At 69.3% G+C, this 26,563-nt stretch carries 23 protein-coding genes and 1 tRNA gene; 14 read left to right on the forward strand and 10 right to left on the reverse strand.

Features of this window, described 5'->3' with window-relative positions; genetic code table 11:
• Positions 1-265: 265 nt before the first annotated feature.
• Positions 266-1,315 (reverse strand): LLM class F420-dependent oxidoreductase, encoded by a 1,050-nt coding sequence (locus ABT115_RS25140; protein ID WP_351793949.1) that lies wholly within the window; start codon positions 1,313-1,315, stop codon positions 266-268.
• A 141-nt stretch (positions 1,316-1,456) separates the two neighbouring features.
• Here ABT115_RS25140 and ABT115_RS25145 point away from each other — a divergent pair, with 141 nt between their 5' ends.
• Both ABT115_RS25145 and ABT115_RS25150 read left to right on the forward strand, forming a co-directional pair.
• A complete protein-coding gene (locus ABT115_RS25145) occupies positions 1,457-2,440 on the forward strand; it encodes an aldo/keto reductase (protein WP_351793952.1) in 984 nt (327 codons plus the stop codon).
• On the forward strand, positions 2,437-4,773 hold the full coding sequence (locus ABT115_RS25150) for a helix-hairpin-helix domain-containing protein (RefSeq protein WP_351793955.1): 2,337 nt from the start codon (positions 2,437-2,439) through the stop codon (positions 4,771-4,773). Before ABT115_RS25145 ends, ABT115_RS25150 begins: the two co-directional genes overlap by 4 nt.
• Before the next feature lie 63 nt (positions 4,774-4,836).
• Here ABT115_RS25150 and ABT115_RS25155 read toward each other — a convergent pair whose 3' ends face one another.
• Positions 4,837-5,496 (reverse strand): hypothetical protein, encoded by a 660-nt coding sequence (locus ABT115_RS25155; RefSeq protein ID WP_351793958.1) that lies wholly within the window; start codon positions 5,494-5,496, stop codon positions 4,837-4,839.
• Between the two features lie 47 nt (positions 5,497-5,543).
• Between ABT115_RS25155 and ABT115_RS25160 the strand changes: the two genes are divergently transcribed.
• Complete coding sequence (locus ABT115_RS25160; protein WP_030918345.1) at positions 5,544-5,732, forward strand: DUF5703 family protein; 189 nt, start codon at positions 5,544-5,546, stop codon at positions 5,730-5,732.
• Positions 5,733-5,798: 66 nt separating this feature from the next.
• On the opposite strand, the gene ABT115_RS25165 is transcribed toward ABT115_RS25160, so the two are convergent.
• From ABT115_RS25165 to ABT115_RS25175, 3 genes are all read right to left on the reverse strand, one after another.
• Positions 5,799-6,539 (reverse strand): chaplin, encoded by a 741-nt coding sequence (locus tag ABT115_RS25165; RefSeq protein WP_351793961.1) that lies wholly within the window; start codon positions 6,537-6,539, stop codon positions 5,799-5,801.
• A 139-nt stretch (positions 6,540-6,678) separates the two neighbouring features.
• Entirely contained in the window at positions 6,679-6,912 is a 234-nt protein-coding gene (locus ABT115_RS25170; RefSeq protein WP_351793964.1) for a chaplin, read from the reverse strand.
• A 164-nt stretch (positions 6,913-7,076) separates the two neighbouring features.
• Complete coding sequence (locus ABT115_RS25175) at positions 7,077-8,402, reverse strand: M20/M25/M40 family metallo-hydrolase (RefSeq protein WP_351793967.1); 1,326 nt, start codon at positions 8,400-8,402, stop codon at positions 7,077-7,079.
• 179 nt (positions 8,403-8,581) lie between these two features.
• Between ABT115_RS25175 and ABT115_RS25180 the strand changes: the two genes are divergently transcribed.
• A tRNA-Leu gene (locus ABT115_RS25180) sits at positions 8,582-8,666 on the forward strand.
• A 230-nt stretch (positions 8,667-8,896) separates the two neighbouring features.
• Positions 8,897-9,850 carry a pseudouridine synthase gene (locus ABT115_RS25185; protein WP_351793969.1) on the forward strand — a complete coding sequence of 318 codons (954 nt, stop codon included), beginning with the start codon at positions 8,897-8,899 and terminating at the stop codon, positions 9,848-9,850.
• Here the strand turns inward: ABT115_RS25185 and ABT115_RS25190 are convergent.
• Together ABT115_RS25190 and ABT115_RS25195 are read right to left on the reverse strand one after the other, a co-directional pair.
• A complete protein-coding gene (locus ABT115_RS25190) occupies positions 9,844-10,473 on the reverse strand; it encodes an MBL fold metallo-hydrolase (RefSeq protein ID WP_351793971.1) in 630 nt (209 codons plus the stop codon). The genes ABT115_RS25185 and ABT115_RS25190 overlap by 7 nt on opposite strands.
• Positions 10,473-11,558, reverse strand: a complete 1,086-nt coding sequence (locus ABT115_RS25195; RefSeq protein ID WP_351793974.1) for an S-(hydroxymethyl)mycothiol dehydrogenase — start codon at positions 11,556-11,558, stop codon at positions 10,473-10,475. Before ABT115_RS25195 ends, ABT115_RS25190 begins: the two co-directional genes overlap by 1 nt.
• Before the next feature lie 271 nt (positions 11,559-11,829).
• On the opposite strand from ABT115_RS25195, the gene phsA reads away from it, so the two are divergent.
• Entirely contained in the window at positions 11,830-13,734 is a 1,905-nt protein-coding gene (gene phsA / locus ABT115_RS25200; RefSeq protein WP_502969160.1) for an O-aminophenol oxidase PhsA, read from the forward strand.
• 331 nt (positions 13,735-14,065) lie between these two features.
• Here the strand turns inward: phsA and ABT115_RS25205 are convergent, their stop codons facing one another.
• Entirely contained in the window at positions 14,066-14,767 is a 702-nt protein-coding gene (locus ABT115_RS25205) for a FadR/GntR family transcriptional regulator (protein WP_351793977.1), read from the reverse strand.
• Positions 14,768-14,911: 144 nt separating this feature from the next.
• On the opposite strand from ABT115_RS25205, the gene ABT115_RS25210 reads away from it, so the two are divergent.
• Positions 14,912-15,421, forward strand: coding sequence for a gluconokinase (locus ABT115_RS25210; RefSeq protein WP_351793980.1), 510 nt, complete (start codon positions 14,912-14,914; stop codon positions 15,419-15,421).
• 11 nt (positions 15,422-15,432) lie between these two features.
• Complete coding sequence (locus tag ABT115_RS25215; RefSeq protein ID WP_351793982.1) at positions 15,433-16,830, forward strand: GntP family permease; 1,398 nt, start codon at positions 15,433-15,435, stop codon at positions 16,828-16,830.
• 72 nt (positions 16,831-16,902) lie between these two features.
• Here the strand turns inward: ABT115_RS25215 and ABT115_RS25220 are convergent, their stop codons facing one another.
• On the reverse strand, positions 16,903-18,720 hold the full coding sequence (locus ABT115_RS25220) for an acyl-CoA dehydrogenase family protein (protein WP_351793985.1): 1,818 nt from the start codon (positions 18,718-18,720) through the stop codon (positions 16,903-16,905).
• Between the two features lie 267 nt (positions 18,721-18,987).
• Entirely contained in the window at positions 18,988-20,643 is a 1,656-nt protein-coding gene (locus ABT115_RS25225; RefSeq protein WP_351793988.1) for an FAD-binding dehydrogenase, read from the reverse strand.
• A 239-nt stretch (positions 20,644-20,882) separates the two neighbouring features.
• On the opposite strand from ABT115_RS25225, the gene ABT115_RS25230 reads away from it, so the two are divergent.
• The 6 genes from ABT115_RS25230 (at position 20,883) to ABT115_RS25255 (ending at position 26,409) form a co-directional block, all read left to right on the forward strand.
• Positions 20,883-21,776 carry a DMT family transporter gene (locus tag ABT115_RS25230; RefSeq protein WP_351793991.1) on the forward strand — a complete coding sequence of 298 codons (894 nt, stop codon included), beginning with the start codon at positions 20,883-20,885 and terminating at the stop codon, positions 21,774-21,776.
• 228 nt (positions 21,777-22,004) lie between these two features.
• Positions 22,005-23,174: an AbrB family transcriptional regulator gene (locus ABT115_RS25235; protein WP_351793994.1), complete on the forward strand. Its 1,170-nt coding sequence runs from the start codon at positions 22,005-22,007 to the stop codon at positions 23,172-23,174.
• Between the two features lie 75 nt (positions 23,175-23,249).
• On the forward strand, positions 23,250-23,645 hold the full coding sequence (locus ABT115_RS25240) for a YidH family protein (protein ID WP_351793996.1): 396 nt from the start codon (positions 23,250-23,252) through the stop codon (positions 23,643-23,645).
• Positions 23,642-23,953, forward strand: coding sequence for a DUF202 domain-containing protein (locus tag ABT115_RS25245; protein ID WP_351793999.1), 312 nt, complete (start codon positions 23,642-23,644; stop codon positions 23,951-23,953). Before ABT115_RS25240 ends, ABT115_RS25245 begins: the two co-directional genes overlap by 4 nt.
• A 195-nt stretch (positions 23,954-24,148) precedes the next feature.
• A complete protein-coding gene (locus ABT115_RS25250) occupies positions 24,149-25,174 on the forward strand; it encodes a phosphotransferase family protein (protein WP_351794002.1) in 1,026 nt (341 codons plus the stop codon).
• An 8-nt stretch (positions 25,175-25,182) separates the two neighbouring features.
• The gene (locus tag ABT115_RS25255; RefSeq protein ID WP_351794004.1) at positions 25,183-26,409 is read left to right on the forward strand and encodes an acyl-CoA dehydrogenase family protein; all 1,227 of its coding nucleotides are present in this window, start codon (positions 25,183-25,185) and stop codon (positions 26,407-26,409) included.
• The last annotated feature ends 154 nt before the right edge of the window (positions 26,410-26,563 follow it).

The following is a 26,563-nucleotide window of genomic DNA, read 5'->3' on the forward strand; positions in this document are numbered from 1 at the left end:
CAGGAACGCCCCCCGGCTACGCCGGACGGGGCTGCGACCGGCTTCTGTCCCTCTCCGCCCTCCCGGCTGCATCCGCAGCCCGTCCGGCGTTCCGGACCCGTCCGCCCCGGGGGCCCGCACCGAACCGCAAGCCGTTCGGCGTAACCGCATGCCCCCGAACGCGTTGTTACGTGTAACGGCCGTGGCGGGGAAGGCCCCCGAGCCCCCACCACGGCCGAAGCGCTGTCCCGGAGTCTCGGGAAGCCAGGAGAAGTCCGAGCCCGCGCTACACGAGCCCGGACCGCTCCAGCGCCTCCGTACCGGCCCGCAGAGCCGTGATCCGCTCATCGAGCGTGAACCCGGCCGGAGCCAGAGTCAGCGTGGTGACGCCCGCCGCGGCGTACGCCTGCATCCGCTCGGCGATCCGCTCGATGGAACCGAGCAGCGTGGTCTGGTCGATCAGCTGGTGCGGCACAGCGGCAGCGGCGCCGTTCTTGTCGCCGGACAGGTACTTGTCCTGGATCTCGGCGGCTTCCTTCTCGTACCCCATACGCTGCGCGAGCTGGTTGTAGAAGTTCTGCTTGCGGCTGCCCATACCGCCCACGTACAGCGCGGTGTACGGCCGGAACATGTCCGCGAGGCCGTTGACGTCGTCACCGACGGCGAGCGGCAGGGTCGGGCAGACGTCGAAGCCCTCCAGGGTCTTGCCGGCCTTCTCGCGGCCTGCCCGCAGGTACTTCACTGCGGTGTCCTCAAGGTGCTCCGCGGAAGGGAAGATCAGCAGCGCGCCGTCGGCGATCTCGCCGGTCTGCTCCAGGTTTTTCGGGCCGATTGCAGCGATATAGAGCGGAATGTGCTCGCGCTGCGGGTGGACGGTGAGCTTGAGCGGCTTGCCAGGACCGTCCGGCAGCGGGAGCGTCCAGTGCTGTCCCTCGTACGACAGTCGCTCACGGGACATCGCCGCACGGACGATCTCGACATACTCCCGGGTGCGGGCCAGCGGCTTGTCGAACTTGACGCCGTACCAGCCCTCGGAGACCTGCGGTCCCGACACGCCGAGGCCGAGCCGGAAACGACCGCCGGAGAGCGAGTCGAGGGTGGCGGCGGTCATCGCCGTCATCGTGGGCTGGCGGGCGGGGATCTGCATGATCGCGGAACCGACGTCGATCGATTCGGTCTGGGCGGCGACCCAGGAGAGCACGGTCGGTGCGTCGGAGCCGTACGCCTCGGCCGCCCAGCAGACGTCGTAGCCGAGCCGGTCGGCCTCCTGGGCGACGGCGAGGTTGTCGCCGTCCATTCCCGCGCCCCAGTAACCGAGATTGATGCCGAGCCGCATAGCCGCTCCCCTTACTGATCAGTAACGTCTCTGAGCTTCGGACTCTAGCGCGCGGCAACGGGTTGCGGCAGGGGCGACTTGATGCCTGGCTTGTCCACAGGCTTCCGCCGAGTGGGGCTCTGGCCAGTAATCTCAGCGCACATGGAGCAGAGGCATCTCGGCCGCACCGGCCTTCGAGTGTCCCGGATCGGGCTCGGCACCCTGACCTGGGGCCGGGACACCGACGAGCACGACGCTGCCGAACAGCTGAAAGTCTTCTGGGAGGCCGGCGGCACGCTGGTCGACACAGCTGATGTGTACGGCGGTGGGGAGGCCGAATATCTGCTCGGGCGGCTCACCGCAGGCCTGGTGCCACGGTGCGATCTGGTCATCGCGACGAAGGCGGGCAGCGTGGCCGACCCGCACCGCCGGTTCAACGGATCCCGCGGGCACCTGCTGGCCGCGCTGGACGCTTCCTTGGCGCGACTCGGTACGGATTACGTGGATCTGTGGCAGATCCACGCCTTCGACCCCTTGACTCCGCTGGAGGAGACCCTTCAGGCGGTGGACCTGGCGGTGTCCACCGGCCGCGCCCGGTACGCGGGGGTGTCGAACTTCTGCGGCTGGCAGCTTGCCAAGGCGGCGACCTGGCAGCTCGCCTCGCCCGGGGTGCGCACCCGGCTGGCGAGCACCCAGATGGAGTACTCCCTGTTGCAGCGGGGGGTGGAACGCGAGGTGCTGCCGGCCGCGCTCGATCTGGGCGTGGGTCTGCTGCCTTCCTCCCCGCTGGGCCGGGGGGTCCTGACCGGCAAGTACCGGACGGGCACTCCGCCAAACTCACGCGGCGCCTCGGAACTGCTGGCTCCGTTCGTCGAGCCGTATCTCGACGACCCGCCGAGCCGCATCGTGGACGCGGTGGCGACAGCGGCCGACGGCCTGGCCACGACGGCGCTCCAGGTAGCTCTCGCCTGGGTGCGGGACCGGCCGGGAGTGGTGGCCCCGATCGTCGGTGCACGCAACGCGCAGCAGCTCACGGAGGCATTGTCAGTGGAGGCGCTTAGTCTTCCTGACGAGATCTGCCAGGCGCTCGACGACGTGTCGGCGCCCGTGCACCGCTATCCCGACCAGGACTGGAGCACGCTGTGACTGCGCTTCCCGGGGGAGAAACCCCCGGCTCCCCGGCCGCCGACGACGACAGCGTTGTCGCGGACCCCTCCGCCGCCGTGCCCGCTCCGTCCTCGGAGGAAGAGGGTCGCGACGCGAGCGAGGGAGCGACGACGGCCGATGACGCCGCCGGCGCGGCGGAGACGGACGGTGACAACTCCGGGACCGACGAGGCAGCCGGGTCCGACGGCAGGGCATACACCGACCGAGCGGCCGACGAGACCGACGACACGACCGAGACCGACGGGACAGCCTCGGCAGACGGCGCCGTCGACGGGGTGGCCGCCGCCCCCGCACCGACGCTCTCCGAGGCCGAGGCCGAGCTCGCCGCCCAACGTGAGCTGAGGAAGCGGATCGAGAAGCGCAAGGCCGAGAAAGAAGGCCCCATCGACGCCGGTGCGAAGCTGAGCGGCCCGGCGGCCGATCTGCTGGCGGCCGTGCGTGCTGTGGAGAGCGGTGAGAAGCCCGCCGCCGCGTTCTTCGACTCGCCCGCACCCGCCACCCCTCGCCGGGCCGCTCCCACGCCCGCTCCGGTACGCCCCCGCGCGCCCGAGCAGGCCCCGGCTCCACAGGGCGCCTCACCGGAGGCCGTCGCGGCGGCGGCCGCCGTACTGACCGAGGGCGGGGCGCCCGGAGCACTGGCGGGGCCGGCGGCCGAGGCCCTCGGTGCGCAGGCCGCCGATGCCCTGCGCGAGGACCCGTGGCAGTTGCTGGCCGTGCCGGGGGTCAGGCCCGAGCAGGCCGACGGTTTCGCACGGGCCTTGCTGGGCGCCGAGTGCGGTCCGGACGACGAGCGGCGCACCGCGGCCCTGGTCGGCTGGCTGCTGGAGCGGGCCGCGCTCCAGGGCCATACGGCACTGGACGCAACGGCGGTACGTGCCGCACTCGCCGAGCGCTCGGTGGCCGACCCCGAAGCAGCCGTGCAGCACGCCGTCGCCGAGGGCGTCGTCCTGGTCTTCCAGGACAGGCAGGACGACCAGGAGTCCGCAGCACCCGCAGAACCCCGCGAGGACGCCGAAGGAGGCGCGGAGGACCGGGCCGGGCAGGAGCCGGTGCAGGTGCTGCTCGGTCTCGACCGGTACGCACTCGCCGAGGAGAGCCTCGCCGACGGTCTGGCCCGCCTGATCAACGCCTGCGAGAAGGACGCCGACTGGACGGAGTCGGCCTCGGCCGCGGGCTCCCCGTCGGCGGCCGAGTTGATCCGTGCGGTCGCAGCCCATGGACTCGTGGCGCACACAGGCGGCGAGGCGGCCCGGGCCGAACCCGCCACGCTGATCAGCGCGGCCCGCGGCCTCGGACTGCGCGCCCTGGGTGCCGTGCACAGCGTCGACGGCAGGCGCCGACTGGCCGCGGCGACCGGCGATCCGACGACTGCCGTCACACTCGCCGGGCTGCTCTCCGGCGCTGAGGGCCCGGGGCGGGACGAGGAGGGGGCGATCGCCGTCGACCTGCTCGTCGTGCTGGACGCCCCGCAGCTGGACGTCGAGACCGCGGCGATCCTCGTGGAGTCCCTGGCCGACGGCACCCGGCTGGTGCTCAGCGGTGACCCTGGCGTGCTGGGCTCGGCAGGTGCGGGGAAGGTGTTCGCCGATGTGCTAGCGTCCCGTGCCTGCCCGCAGATCGTGTCCCGTACGCCGGATCCGGGACCGATCGGCGAACTGGTCTCCGGCATCGGCATCGGTGAGCTGAACCAGGTCGCGGCGCCCGGCAAGGAGGTGGTGATCGTCCCCGTGCGTGACGCGGGCGAGGCGGTGCACCGCACCGTGCAGCTGGTCGCCGACTCGGTGCCGCGCGCCATCGGCGTACCGTCCGCCGACACCCAGGTGATCACCGTCGGTCACGGCGGCCCGGCGGGCACCCGGGCGTTGAACGCGGCACTGAAGCAGCGGCTCAACCCCGGTCCCGGACGGTTCGGCGGTTTCGACCCGGGCGACCGTGTCGTCCATGTCCCGACGCCCGGCAGGACCGTGCCCGGGGTGGTCGTCTCGGCCGACGCCGAGGGCCTGCATCTGGACTGCGCGGACACGAAGGTCGTCGTACCGCAGGAGCGGGTGGAGTCGTCGGTACGCCACGGCTGGGCCCTCAGCGCCCACCAGGCGGCTGGGATGCGGTGGCCCGCAGCGGTCGTCGTGCTGCCGGGTGACGCCACCCAGGGGCTGAGCCGCCGCTGGGTGTACACCGCCTTCAGCCGCGGCGAGCGGCATCTGTCCGTGGTGCACGGAGCGGCTCAGGCACTCCAGCGCGCGGTCGCCCTGTCCCCGGCCCACGACCGCACGACGCGACTGCGCAGCCTGCTGGAGGCTCCGGCCGGGTGACCGGGGCGCTGGCCCTGTCCCCCACCGCCAGGCGGCTCGGTTCCGAGCCGCCCGGCGGACGGATCAGGAACTGTCCACCACCAGGCGGGCCGGCTCCTCGTCCGATTCGGCCTCGTCGAAGACGGTGCTGACGTCGAAGCGGCAGACCACCAGCTGCGGGTCCGCTTCGTCGAACGGTGTGCCGAGCCACTCGCCCGCCTCGGGCAGCTCCTCCGCAGCCGTGACCCAGAGCGTGGAGTCGCCCTCCTCCAGACCGAACTCCGTGTGCCGGGAAGCGATCTCGTCCGGTTCGTACTCACCGAAGAGCACTCCGAGCGCGGCATGGACGCTGGAGCCGACCACTGCGGCGCTCCCGCCGGTGCGGTCGTCCGGATCGAGGTCGGCGATCCGCTGGGCCTGTGCGAGCAGCCGCGGCGGCTCCACCACCGCGTAGTCGCGCCGGATCAGCACACTCAGCGCGCTCGGCTCCTCGGGGCCGGTGTACGGCGGGAGGGAGTCCCCCGCGCCCGGGATCTCGAAAGGGGTGACCTCGTCGTAGCGGTCGTAGAGCAGTTCGTCGTAGAAATCGGCGGCAGCGGCCAGTGCATTGAACGCGTCATAGACAGCGGGATCGTCGTCCCCTGTCCGGCGTTCGACCGCCTCGAGGTGATGGTCGAGCGCGGCTTTGATCGCTTCGGCGGCGGCGCGTACCTCGGCAGCGGTGGGCTGCGCAGCATCAGACATGGTGCAGACGCTATCCGTACACGGGCTCTGCCCGCACAATAGATGCGATGCCGGAATACGAATTTGTCGATGTGTACGTGCCGCGCGGGGTCTCCCGGAAGGAGACGGCCCGCCTGCTGACCGACCATGCCGAGTACGGGCACTGGGAGTTGGACCGACTGACGCTGCGCCGTGACGGCAGCCGCAGGGTGCGGCTGCGCCGACGGATCATCCGCCAGCTCCGGGCCACCTGGTGAGACGGAGCGGGCCCCGCAGGCGCGGGGCCCGCTCCTTGGCCGTGCTTGCTTCGCCGCCTAGGTCCGCTATGCGGACATCCGGGCGCGGCGGTACAGCACCGTGCCCGCACCCGCCAGCAGCAGACCCACGCTCGCCGGGACCAGCAGGTCGAGCCCGCCCGCTCCGGTGTGTGCGAGCTGCGCGACGTTCTGCGGCTCGTGCGCGTTCGACACGGTTGGCGGTTCAGGTGCCGGGGGCTGGTTCTCGGTGACCGGAGTGACCGGAGTGCCGACCGGTGGCGTGACGACGTCCGCACCGTTTCCGCAGTCGTTGCCGGTGGCGGGGTTGAGCAGTCCGCCGATGGTGACGCTGTTCCCGCAGGCGTTCACGGGGATGTCGATGGGCACTGCGATTTTGTTGCCCGAAAGCAGACCGGGCGAGCCGCTCGTGACGGCCTCGGCTGTCGCCCCGCTCCCGGTGTCGCTCGTGACGGCCCGGTGCTTGCCGGTCCCCGCCCGGTTTGCCTGGGTCCGGTCGCCGGACGCCTGGCTGCCCGAGGCGTGCCGACCCGAAGCAGCGCTTTGCGAACCGTTTGCACAGGCATTTCCTGCCGCCGGGTTGAGCAGCCCCACCACGCTCACGGAGTTACCGCATACGTTGACCGGTACGTCGACCGGGATCTGGACCGTATTCCCTGAAAGCACCCCCGGGGAATTCGATGCGCCGCCGGCCGCTCCCGCGTCGGCGTGCGCGTAGCCACCACTCAGCGCGAGCACGCCGCCCGCGGCCGCCATGGTGATCAGGCCTTTACGCGTGACCTGTCGCATAGGTTGATTCCTGCCTTCTACCTTCCGGAATACCCCCCGGACTTGACCGTGCGGGGGCGGATTACCCAGCGGCCCCGGAGTGCATGGCACGCACTCCGGGGCCGACCGGATTCAAACCCTTACGGGTTGACGCACAACGTCAGCCGTTGACGCAGGGATTGCCGACGGTGGGGTTCAGCAGCCCGATCACGGAGACCGTGTTGCCACACGCGTTCACCGGCACGTGCACGGGCACCTGGATGACGTTGCCCGAGGCCACACCGGAGCTGTTGGCAGCGGCGCCCTGGGCACCGGAGTCCGCGACGGCCATGCCCGCACCTGCGAGCACCAGCCCACCGGTGACAGCCGCAGCAGCGACGACCTTCTTGATCATTATTCCTCCTAGTTGGCAATGCGGTCCCAGCCGCGGACCGCATCACTTGTAACGAGGAAGAGGTAATTGGGCTACGAGCGTATGGTTCCTTTCACTCGTTCCGGTCAAATACGCACACGTTGACGATTGTTGACTCGGAGAACCAGCGGAAAAGCGGCAGGGACTCAGCAGTTGTCGATGAAACGGTCGAGCACCCGCACACCGAACTGCAGACCGTCCACCGGTACACGCTCGTCCACACCATGGAACATGCCGGCGAAGTCGAGCTCCGGCGGCAGCTTCAGCGGGGCGAACCCGAAGCAGCGGATACCGAGGTCGTCGAAGGACTTGGCGTCCGTACCGCCGGAAAGCATGTAAGGGACGGCACGTGCGATCGGGTCCTCCGCTTTGAGGGCGACCTGCATCGCATCCACGAGCGAACCGTCGAAACTGGTCTCCAGCGCCTTGTCCCCGTGCACGTCCTCACGCTTCACCCGCGGGCCGAGGATCCGGTCAAGATCGGCCAGGAACTCATCCTCGAAACCGGGCAGGAAGCGGCCGTCGACATGGGCGGTGGCCTGGCCGGGGATCACGTTCACCTTGTAACCGGCGCCGAGCATGGTGGGAGCGGCTGAGTTACGGAGCGTGGCGCCGACCATCTTGGCGATGCCGCCAAGCTTGGCCAGCGTGGCCTCCATGTCCTCCGGGTCGAGCGGGGTACCGAGCGCATCGGACAGCTCGTCGAGGAAGGACCGTACGGTCTTGGTCACGCGGACCGGCCACTTGTGCCGCCCCAGCCGTCCGACCGCCTCGCAGAGCTCGGTGATCGCGTTGTCGTTGTTGGTCATCGAGCCGTGGCCGGCGGTGCCGTCCACGGTGAGCCGCATCCAGTGCATCCCCTTCTCGGCAGTCTCGACGAGGTAGAGCCGAAGCTTCTCGTTCACCGTGAAGGAGAAGCCGCCGACCTCGCCGATCGCCTCGGTGACGCCCTCGAAGAGGCCGGGATGCTTGTCCACGAGATACCGCGCACCGTACGTACCGCCCGCCTCCTCGTCCGCGAGGAAGGCCAGCACGATGTCGCGCGGGGGCTTGCGGCCGCTGCGCATCCGGTCGCGGGCGACCGCGAGGGTCATCGCGTCCATGTCCTTCATGTCGACCGCGCCGCGGCCCCACACACAGCCGTCCGCGACCTCGCCCGAGAACGGGTGGTGCGTCCAGTCGTGAGCATTGGCCGGGACCACATCGGTATGACCGTGGATCAGCAGCGCGGGCTTGGACGGGTCCTCGCCCTCGATCCGCGCCACAGTCGAGGCCCGGCCCTTGTGGGACTCGAAGATCTGCGGCTCCAGCCCGACCTCGGCGAGCTTCTCCGCGACGTACTCGGCGGCGACCCGCTCCCCCGGACCCGAGTGGTCCCCGTAGTTACTGGTGTCGATCCGGATCAGCTCACGACAGAGGTCCACGACCTCGTCCTCGCCCGAGACGGTCCGGGCCGCGTTGGTCTCGCTCACACTGCTTCCTTCCGCTGTCGCCGTGGTGCTCCCGCTCATCCTCCCGCGCCCGGCCCGTACACCCAAGGCCCCACCCGTCGTCATGCGCCCTTCACGCTCCCTGGCGTGATCGAGCACTCCCGAATGTTTGCTATTGTTTTCCACGTCGGAACGGGCCGGGCCCGCGAGACAGACACCTTGTCCGGGTGGCGGAATGGCAGACGCGCTAGCTTGAGGTGCTAGTGCCCTTTATCGGGCGTGGGGGTTCAAGTCCCCCCTCGGACACAGAGCGAATGCCGATCAGGAGCGATCCTGGTCGGCATTCTGCGTTGCGACCACGCGGCCACACCTGGGCCCCCGCGCGGCCGGGCAGCCGGGCAGCCGGGCAGCATCGGGTGCAGCCCGGAGAACGTGATGCTGCCGAGCGCCTGAGCGGACGATATTGTGTTGACACCCTGGGAGAAGGTACGAGGAGCCCGCACCATGCTCACCGCTGCACCGGTCGGCACACCCCGATGAGGGGGCGCGCGAAGGCCCCGTCGGCGCCGCTGCCGCAGCGGGACGGGATCGATCCGGTCCGGCTGCGGCTCACCGAGGATCCGGACGGCCGGTGGGCGACGGTCCGTGATCATCTGCTGGCGCGGTTCGCCGGAGCGATCGGGGCGGCGCGGGTGGACGCCATGTTCACCGAGGGCCGGTTCGTCTCCGTACAGGGCCCCGTGTCCGCCGACGAGCCGTACACCGCCGGCCGGTACATCTGGTTCCACCGGGATTTCGCGCCGGAGGAGCCAGTGCCGTTCCCAGTCGGTGTCGTCCACCACGACGAACATCTCGTCATCGCCGACAAGCCGCACTTCCTGGCGACGACACCGCGCGGCCGGCACATCACCGAGACCGCGGTGGCCCGGCTGCGTCGTGAGCTGGACCTGCCCGGACTGCAGCCCGCCCACCGGCTGGACCGGCTGACCGCGGGCCTCGTCCTCTTCGTCGTGCGGCCCGAGGAGCGGGGTGCGTACCAGACGATGTTCCGGGACCGCTTGGTGCTCAAGGAGTACGAGGCGGTGGCACCGTACGACCCCGGAGTGGCCCTCCCACGTACCGTGCGCAGCCGCATCGCCAAGGAGCGCGGAGTCATCGCCGCCCGCGAGGAGCCGGGCGAGCCGAACAGCGAGAGCCGGATCGAGCTGCTGGAGCACCGGGAGGGTCTCGGTCGCTACCGGCTGCTGCCCGCCACCGGGCGCACCCATCAGCTGCGGGTCCATATGAACAGCCTGGGGCTGCCGCTCGTCCACGACCCGGTCTACCCGGTGGTCCGGGCCAAGGGGGCGACCGACGACTGGTCGCACCCACTCCAACTCCTCGCCCGGGTGCTGGAATTCACCGATCCGGTCACCGGCGAGCTGCGCCGCTTCGAGAGCGGTCTGCGGCTCTCCGCATGGCCCGGACCGGTGAGCCGCGGCTCTCAGTGACCGCGGGCGATCCACTCGTCCAGATGCGGGGCCTCCGCGCCGATGGCCGTGGAATCGCCGTGTCCGGTGCGGACGGTGGTTTCCGGTGGCAGGGCGAGCAGCCGGTCCCTGATCGATGCGACGATCGTCGGGAAGTGCGAGAAGGAGCGCCCGGTGGCGCCGGGCCCGCCTTGGAAGAGCGTGTCGCCCGTGAAGACGGTGGACAGCTCGGGGGCGTACAGGCAGACGGCGCCCGGGGCATGACCGGGGGTGTGCAGGACCTGCAGCGTCGTTCCGGCGATCTCCAGCTCCTGGCCGTCGGCCAGTTCGCCGTCCGGGGCGCGGTCCGGGTGGGTCCGATTCCACAGCGGCAGGTCGTCGGGGTGCAGCAGGACCGGTGCACCGGTGGCGTCGGCGAGGGCCGGGGCCGCGTCGATGTGGTCGTTGTGTGCGTGCGTGCAGACGATGGCGCGCAGCGTGCGGCCGTTCAGCGCGGCCTCGATGGCGGCGGCGTCATGGGCTGCGTCGATGACGATCGCCTCGGTGTCGTCGCCGACGATCCAAACGTTGTTGTCGACGTCCCACTCCCCGCCGTCGAGAGCGAAGATGCCGGAGGTGACGAGGTGGTCGATGCGGGCGGCCATCAGAAGATCACCACCGAACGCAGCACGTCACCGTCGCGCATCCGGGCGAAGGCCTTCTCGATGTCGCCGAGTGCGATGGTCTCGGTGACGAACGCGCCGAGGTCGATCCGGCCCTGCTGGTGCAGGTCGATGAGCATCGGGAAGTCGCGCGAGGGCAGGCAGTCGCCGTACCAGGAGGACTTGAGCGAGCCGCCGCGGCCGAAGACGTCGATGAGCGGCAGTTCCAGCTGCATCTCCGGGGTCGGGACGCCGACCAGGACGACGGTGCCTGCGAGGTCGCGGGCGTAGAAGGCCTGCTGGTAGGTCTCCGGGCGGCCGACCGCCTCGATGACGACGTCCGCGCCGTTGCCGTCGGTCAGGGAGCGGATCGCCTCGACCGGGTCGGTGGAGCGGGAGTTGACGGTGTGCGTGGCGCCCATCGTCCTCGCTGTCTCCAGCTTGCGGTCATCGATGTCCACGGCGATGATCTTCGCCGCGCCCGCCAGCCGCGCGCCCGCGATCGCCGCGCCACCGACCCCGCCGCAGCCGATCACGGCGACCGAGTCGCCGCGGCCGACCTGTCCGGTGTTGATGGCGGCGCCGATGCCCGCCATCACGCCGCAGCCGAGCAGCCCGGCGACGGCCGGGGAGACCTCCGGGTCGACCTTGGTGCACTGGCCGGCGGCGACGAGGGTCTTCTCGGCGAACGCGCCGATGCCCAGCGCCGGTGACAGCTCCGTGCCGTCGAGCAGCGTCATCTTCTGCTTGCCATTGTGGGTGTCGAAGCAGTACCAGGGCCGGCCGCGCAGACACGCACGACACTGCCCGCACACGGCACGCCAGTTGAGGATGACGAAGTCGCCGGGCACGACATCCGTGACTCCCTCGCCCACGGACTCCACCACACCCGAGGCCTCATGGCCGAGCAGGAAGGGGAAGTCGTCGTTGATTGCGCCCTGCTTGTAGTGCAGATCGGTGTGGCAGACGCCGCACGCCTGGATCTTCACCACGGCCTCGCCGGGGCCCGGGTCCGGGATCACGATCGTCTCGACCCGTACCGGCTCGTTCTTCCCCGGTGCGATGACCCCTTGCACCTGCTGCGACATACCGTGGTCTCCCTGTTTCCGTCATGTTGCGAAGATCGAACGCGAACAACCGTACGCCCCGTGAGAGTGTCACGGCGGCGCGCCGCGTTGGCGGGAAGCGACTGCCTTCCACCCGTGGGATGTACTGCTTTCGGTCAGATGATGCGAACTACTGAACTACGCCGGGTTCCATGGGGTCCTTTGATGCAGAGGGATCACGGAGCCGATACCTGCGGGGGCAGGGGTTCCATGGTCCACCGGCAGAGGAATTACGGATCACGGGGGAAGTACCTTGACCGAGATTGCCGAGATCACGGAGAAGACCAGCGAACAGAACGACGGAACGGGACCGGTTCCCGCAGCCGCCGCGCTCGGGGCGCCGGTCGGCGGACTCGTGCCGTACACCGACGCGTTGCCCGTCCCGCCGGTGCTGCGTCCGCAGAGCGGTGATGTGCTCCACGAGACCGAGATCGCCGTGACGCCCGTCTGGGTACGGCTGCACGCACAGCTGCCGCCGACGCTGATGTGGGGGTACAACGGCACGGTGCCCGGACCGACCATCGAAGTGCGGCGCGGGGAGCGAATCCGGATCGCCTGGACCAACCGCGTCCCCAGGGGGAGCGAGTACCCGGTCACCGCTGTGGAGGTCGGACCGGTGAAGCAGGGCGAGCCGGCCCCGCACAACCGGCCCGGACGCGACGGTGCCGAACCGAACGCGGATGTCGCCGCGCTGCCCGCATGGACGGTGACCCATCTGCACGGTGCGCAGACCGGCGGCGGGAACGACGGCTGGGCGGACAACGCCGTCGGCTTCGGCGACGCACAGCTGTCGGAGTACCCGAACGACCACCAGGCCGCCCAGTGGTGGTACCACGACCACGCCATGAACATCACCCGGTGGAATGTGTACGCCGGTCTCGTCGGCACGTATCTGGTCAGGGACGACGAGGAGGATGCGCTCGGTCTGCCGTCCGGCGACCGGGAGGTGCCGCTGATCCTCGCCGACCGCAACCTGGACACCGACGAGGACGGCCGGCTCAACGGGCGGCTGCTGCACAAGACGACGGTGGTCGTCGAGGCCGACCCGGAGACCGGGAAGCCGGTGTCCCTCCCGTTCCTCGGCCCGTACACGACGGTCAACGGCCGCATCTGGCCGTACCTCGACGTGGACGACGCGTGGTACCGCTTCCGGCTCGTCAACGCCTCCAATGCCCGGATCTACGATCTGGTGCTGGTCGACGACGAGAACAACCCGGTCCCGGGCGTGATCCGACAGATCGGCAGCGACGGAGGGCTGTTGCCGCGCCCGGTGCCGGTTGACTTCGACGAGGTGCTGCCGCAGCTGACGATCGCCACGGCCGAGCGGATGGATCTGCTGATCGACTTCTCGGCGCTGGCCGGCCGCCGGGTCCGCCTGGTCAACCGGGGCAAGCTCGCGGCGGGGGTGCCGGACCCGGCGGCGAGCGTGCCGTTCCCGCAGGTGATGGAGTTCCGGGTAGGGGAGACGGCCCGGCGGGACCGCTTCGAACTGCCCGAGGTGCTGTCCGGTTCCTTCCGGCGGTACGAGCACGGCCAGGTGGAGCACGGGCACCGGCTCGTCGTACTGACGGCACCGGGCACGGTCGGGGGCGGCGGCCACCCGGAGATCTGGGAGATGGCGGAGGTCGAGGACGCCGCGGATGTGCGAGTGCCCTCGGACGGTGTCATCCAGGTACGGGGCGAGGACGGCACCGTACGCACGTACCGCAGGATCGCCCGGACCTTCAACGACGGGCTGGGGTTCACCATCGGCGAGAGCACGTACGAGCAGTGGTCGTTCCTCAATCTGGGCGCCCCGACGCATCCGATGCACATTCACCTGACGGACTTCCAGGTGATGGGCCGGGAGGCGTACACGCTGGACGGTTTCGATCCGGCGGTCGGCGGAACCCGCTCCCCCGTGGCGTTCGACCACGACACCAAGATCCCGACGGCTCCGAACGAGCAGGGCTGGAAGGACGTCTTCCGGGTGCCTCGGGGCCAGTTGGTGAAGGTGCTCGGGAAGTTCGACGGGGCGTACGGGCGGTTCATGTACCACTGCCATCTGCTGGAGCACGAGGACATGGGCATGATGCGGCCGTTCGTCGTGATGCCGCCCGAGGCGATGAAGTTCGACCATGGCACCGGGCACGGCGGCCACCACGGGCACAGCGGCTGACCCGGACCGGTCGGTTCATCAGCTCCGCCGACGGCCTCCGCGGGATCGTTCCGCGGGGGCCGCCGCGCGTCTCTCACCTCGTGGACCCGCCTGTCCTCCACGCACGTCTGAACGACGCGGGTCTCGCCGGTCCTCAGAGGCTGTCGGGTGACCTCTGATCGGGCGGCCACGCCCTGGCACGCACGCTTCCCGCGTTGCCGAAATGTCCTCGTAGCGCCTTCCCCAAGCTCGCAAGGAGCAGGGGAGACCCCATCCGAGGACATCCCGGCGCCTTGGAATCGCACGCACCAGACCGCGTCCGCTTTCCGATCGGAGGCCACCCGACAGCCTCTCAGGGCGCGAGCACGTCCAGCTCGTGCAGGGCGCCCACCGCGATCTCCTTCGTCAGCCGTTCCGCCGCCGCCGCGTCGCCCTCGCGCACCGCTTCGGCAAGCCGGACGTGGAGGGTGACCGCGGCCGGGTCGGGGTCCTCGAACATCACCTGGTGGTGGGTGCGTCCCGCCAGGACCTCGGCGACGACATCGCCGAGCCGCGCGAACATCTCGTTGCCGGAGGCGTTGAGCACGATCCGGTGGAAGGCGATGTCGTGCTTCAGATACCCCTCCAACTGCTGGCCGCGCGAGGTGGCGACCATGCCGAGCGCGCACTCGGTGAGGACCGCGCACTGCTCCGGGGTGGCGTTACGGGCGGCGAGTCCGGCCGCGACGGGTTCGATCGCCGAGCGGAGCACGGTCAGGGAGCGCAGCTGGCGCGGGCGGTCGGCGCCGGCCAGCCGCCACCGGATGACCTGCGGATCGTAGACATTCCATGCCTCGGTCGGCAGTACGGTCACGCCGACCCGGCGCCGGGACTCGACCAGGTGCATGGATTCGAGGACGCGCACCACTTCGCGTACGACCGTGCGTGAGACGTCGAAGCGCTGGGACAACTCATCGGTACGCAGTACCTGTCCCGGCCGGTGCTGCCCCGCGGCGATCTCCAGACCCAGGGTGTCCAGCACATGTGTATGCAGCCCAGGGCCCTGTGTGGTCATGGGCACAGCCTACGGGGCACCCTTCAGGAACAAAAAGTACGACGTTTATCTCACATCATCTTGAATAAGTCGTACGTATGGGTTTCAGTAGCGCGACGGACCGATGTCGAGGAAGACGTCGAAGCAGACAGCGAGGCAATACCAATGAGCACCCCCCAGGTCGTCGTGGTGATGGGCGTGTCAGGGACCGGCAAGACCACGATCGGCCCCCTGCTCGCCGCCGCCCTCGGCGTTCCGTACGCCGAGGGCGATGACTTCCACCCCGCGGCGAACATCGCCAAGATGTCGGCCGGTAACCCACTGGACGACTCCGACCGGTGGCCCTGGCTCGATGCGATCGGTCAGTGGGCGCACGGCCGGGCGGGGCTCGGCGGTGTAGTGAGCAGTTCGGCGCTCAAGCGGGTCTACCGGGACCGGCTGCGGGCCGAGGCCCCCGGTGCCGTCTTCCTCCATCTGACCGGCGACCGGGCTTTGATCGAGCAGCGCATGGCGGAGCGCAAGGGTCATTTCATGCCCACCGCCCTGCTCGATTCGCAGTTCGCCACCCTGCAGCCACTGCAGGAGGACGAGGCCGGAGTCTCGGTCGACGTGTCCGGCACCCCCGAAGAAATCACCCGACGAGCCGTCGCCGCGTTGCGCCGGCTCGATAGCTAAGGATCAACACCGTGACCAGTCTCAGCGTCGAGACGCTGGCAGCGGATGCCGTCGAACCGATCACCTCGGCCGGCAACGCGCAGTTGGGCATCGCAGTCCTGGCGGGCATCGCCGTCATCGTTGTGCTCATCACCAAGTTCAAGATGCACGCGTTTCTCGCACTGACCATCGGCTCGCTGGCGCTCGGCTCGTTCGCCGGCGCCGCACCGGCCAAGACCATCGCCAGCTTCACCGCGGGCCTCGGCTCGACCGTCGCGGGTGTCGGTGTCCTCATCGCGCTTGGCGCCATTCTGGGCAAGCTGCTCGCCGACTCCGGCGGCGCGGACCAGATCGTCGACACGATCCTCGCGAAGGCGAGCGGGCGGGCCATGCCGTGGGCGATGGTCCTGATCGCCTCGATCATCGGTCTGCCGCTGTTCTTCGAGGTCGGGATCGTGCTGATGATCCCGGTGGTGCTGCTCGTCGCCAAGCGCGGCAACTACTCCGTGATGCGGATCGGTATCCCGGCGCTGGCCGGCCTCTCCGTGATGCACGGGCTGATTCCGCCGCACCCCGGCCCGCTGGTGGCGATCGACGCCCTCGGCGCCAATCTCGGTGTCACGCTCGCGCTGGGTGTGCTGGTCGCGATCCCGACCGTGATCATCGCGGGGCCCCTCTTCTCCCGTTACGCCGCGCGCTGGGTGGACATCGAAGCTCCGGAGAAGATGATTCCGCAGCGTCCCTCGGAGGATCTGGACCGTCGGCCCAGCTTCGGCGCCACCCTGGCGACGATTCTGCTGCCCGTCGTCCTGATGCTGGTCAAGGCCCTGGTCGACATCGTCGTGGACGACCCTGAGAACGGTGTCCAGCAGGTCACCGATGTGATCGGCTCGCCGATGATCGCGCTGCTCGCGGCCGTCATAGTCGGCATGTTCACCCTGGGCCGGGCGGCCGGATTCACCAAGGGCCGGCTCTCCACCACCGTCGAGAAGTCTCTCGCGCCGATCGCCGGTGTGCTGCTGATCGTGGGTGCGGGTGGCGGTTTCAAGCAGACCCTCATCGACGCCGGTGTGGGCCAGATGATCCTGGACTTCTCCGAGAACTGGTCGATCCCGGCAGTGCTGCTGGGCTGGCTGATCGCCGTCGGGATCCGGCTCGCGACCGGTTCGGCGACCGTGGCCACCATCTCGGCGGCCGGTCTGGTCGCCCCGCTGGCCGCCGACATGTCGACGACCCACGCCGCCCTGCTGGTCCTCGCCGTCGGCGCGGGCTCGCTCTTCTTCAGCCACGTCAACGACGCCGGATTCTGGCTGGTGAAGGAGTACTTCGGAATGGACGTCGGCCAGACGGTGAAGACCTGGTCGGTGATGGAGACCATCATCTCCGTGGTCTCGCTGGTCTTCATCCTGCTGCTGTCGCTCATCCTCTAGGGCCGGTCGCGGTGCTGGGTTGTTCATCACCAGCACCGCGCCCTCCGATCCAGGCCGCGTGCACTCGGAGGCTCACATGGACAGCAGGCCGCCTTCGAGGCCTTCAGGACGGTTGATGGGATGGTCGAGGAGAACCTCGCCCATGGCAGCGAATCCGTTTGTGAGGGTCACGGCCTGGGGCGCGAGTTCTTCGACGACACTCTCGGCCGCGTCGGGAAGTTGCCTCACCTGAGCACTGGTCAGGTGTCCCTCTGCGAGCAGGTCTCCACTGTGGGACGCGACTCGACGCAGGGCGAACAACCGGTGCAGCAGCCGCAGTTGGCGCTGCGCCTCAGGGTGAGGAGCCTCGCCGGCGGCGTCCAGAAGAGCTTGGGCGGCCTGGCGGTGTGCGTAGGCGTCCACCAGTTCCAGAGCCGGTGTGACGGTGGTGTTCCATCGATTGAGAGGGTTGCCGGCCTTTCCGCTGCGCAGGCGTGTACGTGCACGCTGATGCCAGACGCGTTCGATGTCCGCCAAGAGGTCCTGAAGGAAGACCGGGTCGTCGAGGTCGCGATCCTCGGGTGGCGCATCATGGGGCACCTTCGGAGTGAAGTGTCCAAGGAGCATTTCGCCGGCGGCCTTGACCCAGATGACGAGGTTGTCGCCTTCCGCCGTGATGGTTCCCTCGTTGGCTGCCAGCTGTCCCGCGATTCCGTTGGCCAGGAAGAGCCCCTGCGCACCACAGCGTTCGCGGCACTCAGTCATGACGGCGCGGGCCTGCCAGGTGATCCAGCCCTTGGCTATGGCTGCGAACCGCTCACCGTTCTCCCGCTCCGACTCCGTTGCCTGCGCCCACTGTCGTACCGCGGCACGGTGCAGGAGAGTCGCGGCGTAGGTGGTGGCGATGGCGTCGAGGAGTGGCGTGTGGTGGCTGCGGTGAGCGAACAGCGGAATGCTTCCACCGGTCACGCCGGAGGTCTGCCTCGTGTGGGCGTGCCGTACGGCTACGGCGAGCGCGTGGCGCGTGACACCGAGGCTGTAGCCGCTCATACAGAGCTTGCCGGTGGTGACGCGGCCGATGGAGCGCAGGAAGCGCTTGCGGGGGCTGCCGATCGAACTGGTGAAGACGCCCTCCGGTGTGAGGTATCCGTGGTCGGACTGCAGAAGCGCGTCCTGTGGCAGCCGGACATGGTCGAAGGATGTGACACAGTGGTCGACTGGGGCGGTGGCTGTCTGTGGCAGCCTGCGTATCTCGACTCCTGGCATCGGGAGCCCGGCATCGTCGCTGAGTTGAGTAAGAAACAGGAAGACGCCCTGGTCCTTGCCGTCCATGATGAGGCGGGCGGCGACGACAGCCGTTTTGGGACCGCCGGTGGAGCTGGTGTTCGGCATGAACTTGCGGGCGGCCGCACTGGGAGTGTTCAGCACGAACTCGCCCGTGGATCGTTCATACGTGGCGGTGGTCTCCAGTTGCGCCGCGCTGTTGCCGTGCCCGGCCTCCGTACACAGGAACGTTCCCGTACGCCGCAGCTCGGCGAACTCCCGCAGATCACGGTTCGGGCCCGACGTGTGGTCGAGGAGGCTGCCGAGGAAAAGGTTGTAGTGGATACTCGCCACGGTCCCCAGTCCCGCGTCCACCGGGCCGACCCATTCGTGAAGTGCCGCGAGTCGTTCCACGTCGACCACGAAGTCCTCGGGGCTGTCGAGTGCGTCGTTGATCAGGTGTAAACGCTCGTAGGACAGCGCGGCACGTTCATCGGGTGACAGCCCTTCCCTGAAGCGGAACGGCTCAGTACTGAACAGCTTGCGCCAGGGCTCGTGGAGCTCCTCCAGTTCTTCGCCGAAGAGCGCCCGCTTCAGCGCTGTAGCAGTTGAAGCTGCCTGGTCGGAGGAGAGTGAGGTGTTGATCATGCTTCGGAACGCTAGCTCATACGTTCGGCCATCACGGAGTGATGATCAACACGATTGAGATCGTTCAGATGACGGTATATCTGCTCGTTCCGAGGTGCGGGTATCCCTGCTCCGGTCAGGGAATGCGTGAGGACACCCACCACCGATCCGGAAGCTGCTCTGCGGAGACGGAGCAGCCGCCGGAGCCGTCAGCACTGGGGGAGCGCGCCCTGCGCAGCCGGACGATCCGGGTGTCGTCCAGGTGATCAGGCTCGGCAGTGCCTCGGCCTACCCCACCGCCTGCGCCGTCGCTCGGCCCGCGGCCCGTCCGGAGAAGATGCAGCCGCCGAGGAAGGTCCCTTCCAGCGAGCGGTATCCATGCACCCCGCCGCCGCCGAAACCGGCCGCCTCCCCTGCCGCGTAAACACCGGGCAGGGGTGTGCCGTCCTCGGTGAGCACCCGGGAGGACAGGTCCGTCTCCAGTCCGCCGAGCGACTTGCGGGTCAGAATGCTGAGCCGTACGGCGATCAGCGGGCCGGCCTTGGGATCGAGAATGCGATGCGGCGGAGCCGTCCGGATCAGCTTGTCGCCGAGATAGGCGCGAGCCCCGCGGATCGCGGTGATCTGGAGGTCCTTGGTGAAGGGGTTGGCGATCTCACGGTCGCGTGCAGTGATCTCGAGGCGCAGTCCGGCCTCGTCGATCAGCGGCTCGTCGGTGAGCGCGTTCATCCCGCGGACCAGTGCGGCAAGGTCCTTCTCGACGACGAAGTCCACCCCGTTGTCCATGAATGCCTTCACCGGGGCCGGTACGTCCGCGCGGGCCCGGCCGATCACGTCGCGGATCGACTTTCCGGTCAGGTCCGGGTTCTGCTCGGAGCCGGACAGCGCGAACTCCTTGCCGATGATCCTCTGGTCGAGGACGAACCAGGTGTGGGCGTGGCCGGACTTCATGATGTGTTCGAGGGTGCCGAGGGTGTCGAAGCCCGGGAAGAGCGGGACCGGCAGCCGCTTGCCGTGGGCGTCCAGCCAGAGCGAGGACGGTCCGGGAAGGATGCGGATACCGTGCTTGGCCCAGATCGGGTTCCAGTTCTCGATGCCCTCGGTGTAGTGCCACATCCGGTCGCGGTTGATGTGGTGGGCGCCCGCCTCCTCGGTGATGCCGATCATGAGTCCGTCGACATGGGCGGGGACGCCGGAGAGCATCTTCGCGGGCGGGGTACCGAGCCGCTGGGGCCACTGCTTGCGCACGAGGTCGTGGTTGCCGCCGATGCCGCCGGAGGTGACGATCACCGCCTGGGCCTTCAGCTCGAAAGCACCGGTCGTCACCCGGCTGCTCGCGGTGCCTCGGGCGGACGCGCTCGGCTCCAGGACCTCACCGGTCACCGTGTCGACGGTGCCCGCGGTGCGGCCGAGGCCGGTGACCCGGTGGCGGAACTTCAGCTGGACGAGGCCCCGGGCGACGCCCGCGCGGACCCGTCGCTCGAAGGGGGCGACGACGCCGGGGCCGGTGCCCCACGTGATGTGGAAGCGGGGTACGGAATTGCCGTGGCCGTTCGCGTCGTAGCCGCCGCGCTCCGCCCAGCCGACGACCGGGAAGAGCCGCAGCCCCTGGGCATGCAGCCAGGAGCGCTTCTCACCGGCCGCGAAGTCGACGTACGCCTCGGCCCACTTCCGTGGCCAGTGGTCCTCCTTGCGGTCGAAGCCCGCCGTGCCGAGCCAGTCCTGGAGGGCCAGCTCATGGCTGTCCTTGATCCTCATCCGTCGCTGCTCGGGCGAGTCGACGAGGAAGAGACCGCCGAAGGACCAGTGCGCCTGGCCGCCGATCGCCTGTTCGGGCTCCTGGTCGAGCAGGATCACCGAGCGGCCCGCGTCAACCAGCTCGGCGGTTGCCACCAGACCGGCGAGCCCCGCCCCGATAACGATCACATCAGCGTCGTACGCCATGGGTTCCATCCTTGTCGGGGCGGTCCGATCACGGCCACGGTGACGGTCCGGCGCGGACGCGCCGGAAGTTACGACCTCGCCCACGATGGGCAGCGGCGTCGTTACTCGTGCGTCAGATCCTCTGCACCTGCCGCCCCGGCGTCAACCGCCCGGTCGGCGGCGCTCCGGCCGCACCCCCGGGGAACAGGCGCTATCGTCGAAACAAATCACCCACGTCTGGCCTGACTTGAGGTAGAAGCGTGTCGGTGCTGGTCCTTGTGCTCGCCGTGAGTGCCGCCTGCTGTCTGGGGTTCGGATTCGTCCTCCAGCAGGCCGCCGCCTCGCACGCCCCGAGGAGCGACTATCTGTCCCCCCGGCTGCTGCTGGACCTGATGCGGGTGCCGAGCTGGCTGGCCGGGATCGGGCTGATGGTCTCCGGCATGGTGTTGGGCGCCCTGGCCCTGGGCAAGGGCGAGGTGTCCGTCGTCGAACCCCTGCTCGCGACCAATCTGCTCTTCGCGATGACCCTGTCACGCCATCGCACCGGGCAGCGGCTCGGCTGGCAGGGCTGGGCGGGGCTCTGGCTGCTGGCCGGCGGGGTCACCGCCTTTCTGCTGGCGGGCCGGCCGCAGGGCGGCGCGGCGGAGTCCGACGCGCTGCGGCACTGGCTGGTGATCGGCGTGGTCGTGGGAGCCGCCCTGCTGCTCACCACCTTCGCCAAGCGCACGCAGTCCGGGGCCTCCCCGGCACTGCTCGCAGTGGCGGCCGGACTGCTGTACGGACTTCAGGATGCTCTGACCCGGGTCAGTGGGCAGCGGCTGTCCGACGGGGGCTGGGCGGCACTGGTGACGTCGTGGCAGCCGTACGCGGTGGTGGTGCTGGGGGTGACGGGACTGGTCCTGGTGCAGAGCGCGTTCGAAACGGGCCCGCTACGGGTCTCGCTGCCCCCGCTGACCGCGTCCCAGCCGCTGGCCGGGATCGCCTGCGGGGTCGGCTTCCTCGGCGACCAGCTGCGTACCGACACCGGCGCACTGGCCTGGCAGGCGGCCGGACTCGTGGCGATCGTCGTCGGGATCGTGCTGCTCGGGCTGCATCCCGCGATGCCGGAGGGGCGCGTGGGCGGGCACCGGGAAAAGAGCCTCCAGCCGAACTGAGCGGCGCCTGTCCGGTCAAAAGGGCCGTCCGCCCGCGGCTGAGAACAGCCGCCACAGGGAAGCGTGTCCCGTACAGGGCGGGCGTGAATTATTGACTTGCTCACAACATGCAGCTAATGCGCATATTGTTCCTTTTTGTTACATTCTTCTGCGGGAGTCGCATCAAGCAGCGAAAATGAGTATTTCGGTCGTAGAGATCGGTGTAGCTCTTCCCGAACAAGGAGATCAGTGCCCTTCTCTACCACCCTGCTTCCTTCTGTCCGATCGTCGACGTATCTGCGTGCAGCGGCCTCACCTGCCGTCCACTGGCTGCTGCTCGCCACCTTCTGCTATTTCCTCGGCAACGCCGCCCGGTGGGCAGGCGTCCCTGCCGCACACCTGCTGACCTCGCTGGTCGTGGGTGTGCTCGCGTCACTGTCGGGCGCCATGCGGTCGCGGTTCCCCGCCCGTGCAAACCGTTCTGCGCAAGCGGTGGCCGGTGTGCTCATGGGCAGCTACCTGGACCCCGCGGCGGTGCGGTCCGTGATCGGCTCGATCGGGCCGCTGACCTGCGCGACGCTGGCCACGGTCGTTCTCTGCCTCGGCGTCGCACTGGTTCTCTCGCGCCTGACGCGGATGAGCCGCGGCGATGCCGTCCTGGGAATGGTCCCCGGCGGGTCCGCGGCGATCATCGCCTGCGCCGACGACCTGGACGCGGACAGCCGGGTGGTGGCGTTCATGCAGTACCTGCGGGTCGGCGTCGTAGCCGCCTCCGCGCCGGTCGTTGCACTGTCTCTTCACGCTACGGCGCAGGCCGGGAACCCCGCTCACGCCCAGCCGTTCGTATCCGCCCTGCTGCCCGACTCCCTGACCCTGGTGAACTCCTCGCACACCTTGGCAGGCCTGCTCGTCCTGGCCGTGCTCTGTGTGCTCGGCAGCAGCGTCGGACGCCGGTTGAGGCTGCCCGCGCCCATGCTGCTGGGCCCCATGCTGTTGACCGCGGTCGGCGTGTTCACCGGCGTCGCGCACGGTTTCCAGCCGGTCGGGCCGCTCCAGGACGCGGTCTTCGTGGTGATCGGCCTGGAGGTGGGCTCGCGCTTCACCCGCCCCACGGTGCGCCACGTCGGACGCATGCTGCCGCATGTACTGGCCGCAACCCTCGCCATCTGCCTGATGTGCGCCGCGCTCGCCGCCGCGCTGGCCGCCGGGGTCGGCATCTCCTTCGACGACGCCTACCTGGCTACCACCCCCGGCGGCATCAACGCCGTCCTCGCCACCGCCGCGTCAGTGCATGCCGATGTCGCCTTCATCTCCACCGCTCAGAGTCTTCGGCTCTTCCTCGTGGTGATGCTCTCGCCGTTGCTCATCCGCTGGGTGACGAGCTACGGGAGCCGAAGCGTGCGCAAGCACGCAGCGTGAGCAGGCGCACCGGTCGAACCGGCGTGCCCAGCCCCGCGACGCCCCCCATTTTGCCGGTCGGTCTAAAGTTCGCGCGTGAACGAATTCGTACAGAGCCTGCGGCTGTGGTTCGCGCCGCAGCGCATCCGCGAAGAGGGCGACACCCCCGACTACCGGTTCTCGCTCGCCAATGAGCGCACCTTCCTCGCCTGGATCCGCACGGCTCTCGCACTGATCGGCGGCGGTTTCGCGGTCGACCAGTTCCTCCCGGAGCTGGCATGGGGCATCCGCACGGGACTGGCGCTCGCGCTGCTCGGGGCCGGTGTGCTGTGTGCGCTGCGGGCGATCAATCACTGGGTGCGGTGCGAGCGGGCGATGCGGCGCGGGGAGGACCTGCCGGTCTCCCGGTTCCCGACGCTGCTCGGTCTCGCAGTCGCCGTCGTCGCTGTGGCGATGGTGGTGGTGGTCCTCTTCGGCTGGGAGGGCCGGTGACGGCCGAGGGGCGCGACCCCGGGCTGCAGCCCGAGCGCACCAGACTGGCCTGGCGGCGTACGACCCTGTCCTGCACGGTGGTGGCGCTGCTGGCAGTCAAGCAGGCACTGCACAGAGGGGCGACCCCGGCCGGGGTCATCGCCGTGGCGCTGAGCGCGCTGGCCTGGCTGGGTTTCCTGCTCGTGGCACACCGACGGGTGCTCGAAGTGGGTACCGCGCGGCCGCAGCCGCTCTCGGCGCGCGGTGCGCTGACCGCTGCGGCGTGCACGGTCGCGCTCGCGGTGTTCGCCACGGCCATGCTCTTCTGAGAGCTGTCGGGCTCTGAGGCCCGGCACTGAGCCCATCAGCCGTCGGTGTCTTACGACCTCGGGGGCGGTGACGACGATCTTTCCGCGCCACGCCGGAGCGGAGTCCACGAACCGGATTCCGGAAGCCCACTAGACGACATACCGACTGGTCGGCATCATGAGCACCGACCGTCTTTCACTCCGGAGGTGCGCACGATGAGCCCAGCCCACCCGCCAGGTCTCGACCTCGACCGGCTGCGCGGACATCTCGACCGCGAGCGGCCGGGACTGCTGGTGAACGGACCGCTCGAAGCCCGGCTCATCGAGGGCGGCCGCTCAAATCTGACGTACGTCGTCACGAACGGCACCGGCCGCTGGGCCGTACGCAGGCCCCCGCTGGGTCATGTGCTGGCCACCGCACACGACATGAAGCGCGAGCACCGGGTGATCAGCGCCCTGTACCCGACGGCCGTTCCAGTGCCCGAACCGGTGCTGCTCTGCGAGGACGACTCGGTGATCGGGTCGCCCTTCTACGTCATGGAGTACGTCGAGGGCACCCCGTACCGCACGGCCGAGCAGCTCGCCCCACTGGGCGTCGAGCGCACCCGGGCCGCCGTCCTCGGTCTCGTCGACACCCTCGTCGAACTGCACTCCGTGGACCCCGAGTCCGTCGGGCTCTGCGACTTCGGGCGCCCCGAGGGCTTCCTCGGCCGACAGCTGCGCCGCTGGGGCAAGCAGCTGGACGCCTCCCGCAACCGTGAGCTGCCCGGCATCGACGAACTGCACACCGCGCTCGGCCGTGAGCTGCCCGTCTCCCCCACTCCCACCGTCGTACACGGCGACTACCGCCTGGACAACGTCCTCATCGGCTCCGACGACCGGATCAAGGCCGTTCTCGACTGGGAGATGTCGACGCTCGGCGACCCGCTGACCGACCTCGGCCTGCTGGCGATGTACAGCTCCGACCTCGGTCTGCCGAAGTCCCCGGTCGCCACCACCAGTGGCGCGGCCGGCCACCCCACCCCCGCCGAACTGGTCGAGCGCTACGCCGCACGCTCGGGCCGGAACACCTCCGCCATCTCCTGGTACACGGCGTTCGCCTGGTTCAAGCTCGCCGTGATCCTGGAGGGCATCCACTACCGCTACACCCTGGGCCAGACCGTCGGCGCCGGCTTCGACCGCATCGGCGATCTCGTCCCCGTCTTCATCGAGCACGGCCTCACCACCCTCCAGGAAGGCTGATCACCCCCATGGACTTCGCATTCGACGCCCGTACCGAAGAGCTGCGCAGCAAGCTGCTCACCTTCATGGACGAGCATGTCTACCCGGCCGAGAAGATCGCGGACGAACAGCGCGCGCGTCTGGCCTCCCCGTGGGACACCCCGCAGATCGTCGAGGACCTGAAGACCGAGGCGCGGCGGCAGGGGCTGTGGAACCTTTTCCTTCCCGATGCCGAGTACGGTGCCGGACTGACCAACCTCCAGTACGCACCACTCGCCGAAATCACCGGTCGTTCCCCGCAGTTGGCGCCGACCGCGTTGAACTGCGCGGCGCCGGACACCGGGAACATGGAGGTGCTCTTCCAGTTCGCCACGGACGAGCAGAAGAAGCGGTGGCTGGAGCCGCTGCTCGCCGGGGAGATCCGCTCTGCGTTCGCGATGACCGAGCCCGAGGTGGCCTCGTCGGACGCGACGAACATCGAGACGCGCATGGTGCGGCAGGGGGATGACTACGTCATCAACGGCCGCAAGTGGTACATCTCCGGGGCGATGAACCCGGACTGTCAGATCTTCATCGTGATGGGCAAGACGGCGACTACCGATGGCCCTGACGGCGCAGACATCCGCCGCCAGCAGTCGATGATCCTGGTCCCGCGCGACACCCCCGGTCTCGAAGTGCGACGCGCCATGCAGGTGTACGGCTACGAGGACCACTACCACGGCGGTCACGCCGAGGTCGTCTTCACGGATGTACGGGTACCCGCCGCGAATCTGATCGGCGAGGAGGGCGGCGGCTTCGCCATCGCGCAGGCACGTCTGGGGCCTGGCCGCATCCACCACTGCATGCGGCTGATCGGCATGGCCGAGCGGGCGATCGAGCTGATGTGCAAGCGTGCGGTGTCCCGTACGGCCTTCGGTAAGCCGCTCGCCCAGCAGGGCGTCGTACAGAACTGGATCGCGGACGCGCGGGTCACGGTGGAGCAGCTGCGGCTGCTGGTACTGAAGACGGCGTGGCTGATGGACACGGTGGGCAACCGGGGTGCGCACACGGAGATCCAGTCCATCAAGATCGCCACTCCGCGCGCGGTGGTCGACATCCTCGACCAGGCGGTGCAGCTGCACGGTGCGGGTGGTGTCAGCCAGGACTTCCCGCTGGCCGAACTGTGGGCAGCGGCACGGACGTTGCGGCTGGCGGACGGGCCGGACGAGGTGCATCAGCGGTCGTTGGCCCGGCGGGAGATCAAGCAGTACGTGTAGGCGGTGGCCCGGGTGCTGCTGCCGCCGCCGGTCGGCTCTTGTGCCCTAGCTAGTGCGACCGGCACTAGGGCGTGTTTCGAAAGTCCCGTCGTCCGCCCGAAGGGCGGGCCCCGCGGCGTCTGGTGCGTGCGATCGCAAGGCGGAGGGTCGTCCT

This window comes from Streptomyces sp. NPDC001832, from assembly GCF_040297265.1.
In the GTDB taxonomy this organism is placed as follows: domain Bacteria; phylum Actinomycetota; class Actinomycetes; order Streptomycetales; family Streptomycetaceae; genus Streptomyces.

What these genes read in the sequence shown, in the direction of transcription:
- ABT115_RS25140 (WP_351793949.1), bottom strand. Translation starts at nt 1,315, where the DNA reads ATGCGGCTCGGCATCAATCTCGGTTACTGGGGCGCGGGAATGGACGGC.
- ABT115_RS25145 (WP_351793952.1), top strand. Translation starts at nt 1,457, where the DNA reads ATGGAGCAGAGGCATCTCGGCCGCACCGGCCTTCGAGTGTCCCGGATC.
- ABT115_RS25155 (WP_351793958.1), bottom strand. Translation starts at nt 5,496, where the DNA reads ATGTCTGATGCTGCGCAGCCCACCGCTGCCGAGGTACGCGCCGCCGCC.
- ABT115_RS25160 (WP_030918345.1), top strand. Translation starts at nt 5,544, where the DNA reads ATGCCGGAATACGAATTTGTCGATGTGTACGTGCCGCGCGGGGTCTCC.
- ABT115_RS25165 (WP_351793961.1), bottom strand. Translation starts at nt 6,539, where the DNA reads ATGCGACAGGTCACGCGTAAAGGCCTGATCACCATGGCGGCCGCGGGC.
- ABT115_RS25170 (WP_351793964.1), bottom strand. Translation starts at nt 6,912, where the DNA reads ATGATCAAGAAGGTCGTCGCTGCTGCGGCTGTCACCGGTGGGCTGGTG.
- ABT115_RS25185 (WP_351793969.1), top strand. Translation starts at nt 8,897, where the DNA reads ATGAGGGGGCGCGCGAAGGCCCCGTCGGCGCCGCTGCCGCAGCGGGAC.
- ABT115_RS25190 (WP_351793971.1), bottom strand. Translation starts at nt 10,473, where the DNA reads ATGGCCGCCCGCATCGACCACCTCGTCACCTCCGGCATCTTCGCTCTC.
- ABT115_RS25195 (WP_351793974.1), bottom strand. Translation starts at nt 11,558, where the DNA reads ATGTCGCAGCAGGTGCAAGGGGTCATCGCACCGGGGAAGAACGAGCCG.
- ABT115_RS25205 (WP_351793977.1), bottom strand. Translation starts at nt 14,767, where the DNA reads ATGACCACACAGGGCCCTGGGCTGCATACACATGTGCTGGACACCCTG.
- ABT115_RS25210 (WP_351793980.1), top strand. Translation starts at nt 14,912, where the DNA reads ATGAGCACCCCCCAGGTCGTCGTGGTGATGGGCGTGTCAGGGACCGGC.
- ABT115_RS25220 (WP_351793985.1), bottom strand. Translation starts at nt 18,720, where the DNA reads ATGATCAACACCTCACTCTCCTCCGACCAGGCAGCTTCAACTGCTACA.
- ABT115_RS25225 (WP_351793988.1), bottom strand. Translation starts at nt 20,643, where the DNA reads ATGGCGTACGACGCTGATGTGATCGTTATCGGGGCGGGGCTCGCCGGT.
- ABT115_RS25250 (WP_351794002.1), top strand. Translation starts at nt 24,149, where the DNA reads ATGAGCCCAGCCCACCCGCCAGGTCTCGACCTCGACCGGCTGCGCGGA.
- ABT115_RS25255 (WP_351794004.1), top strand. Translation starts at nt 25,183, where the DNA reads ATGGACTTCGCATTCGACGCCCGTACCGAAGAGCTGCGCAGCAAGCTG.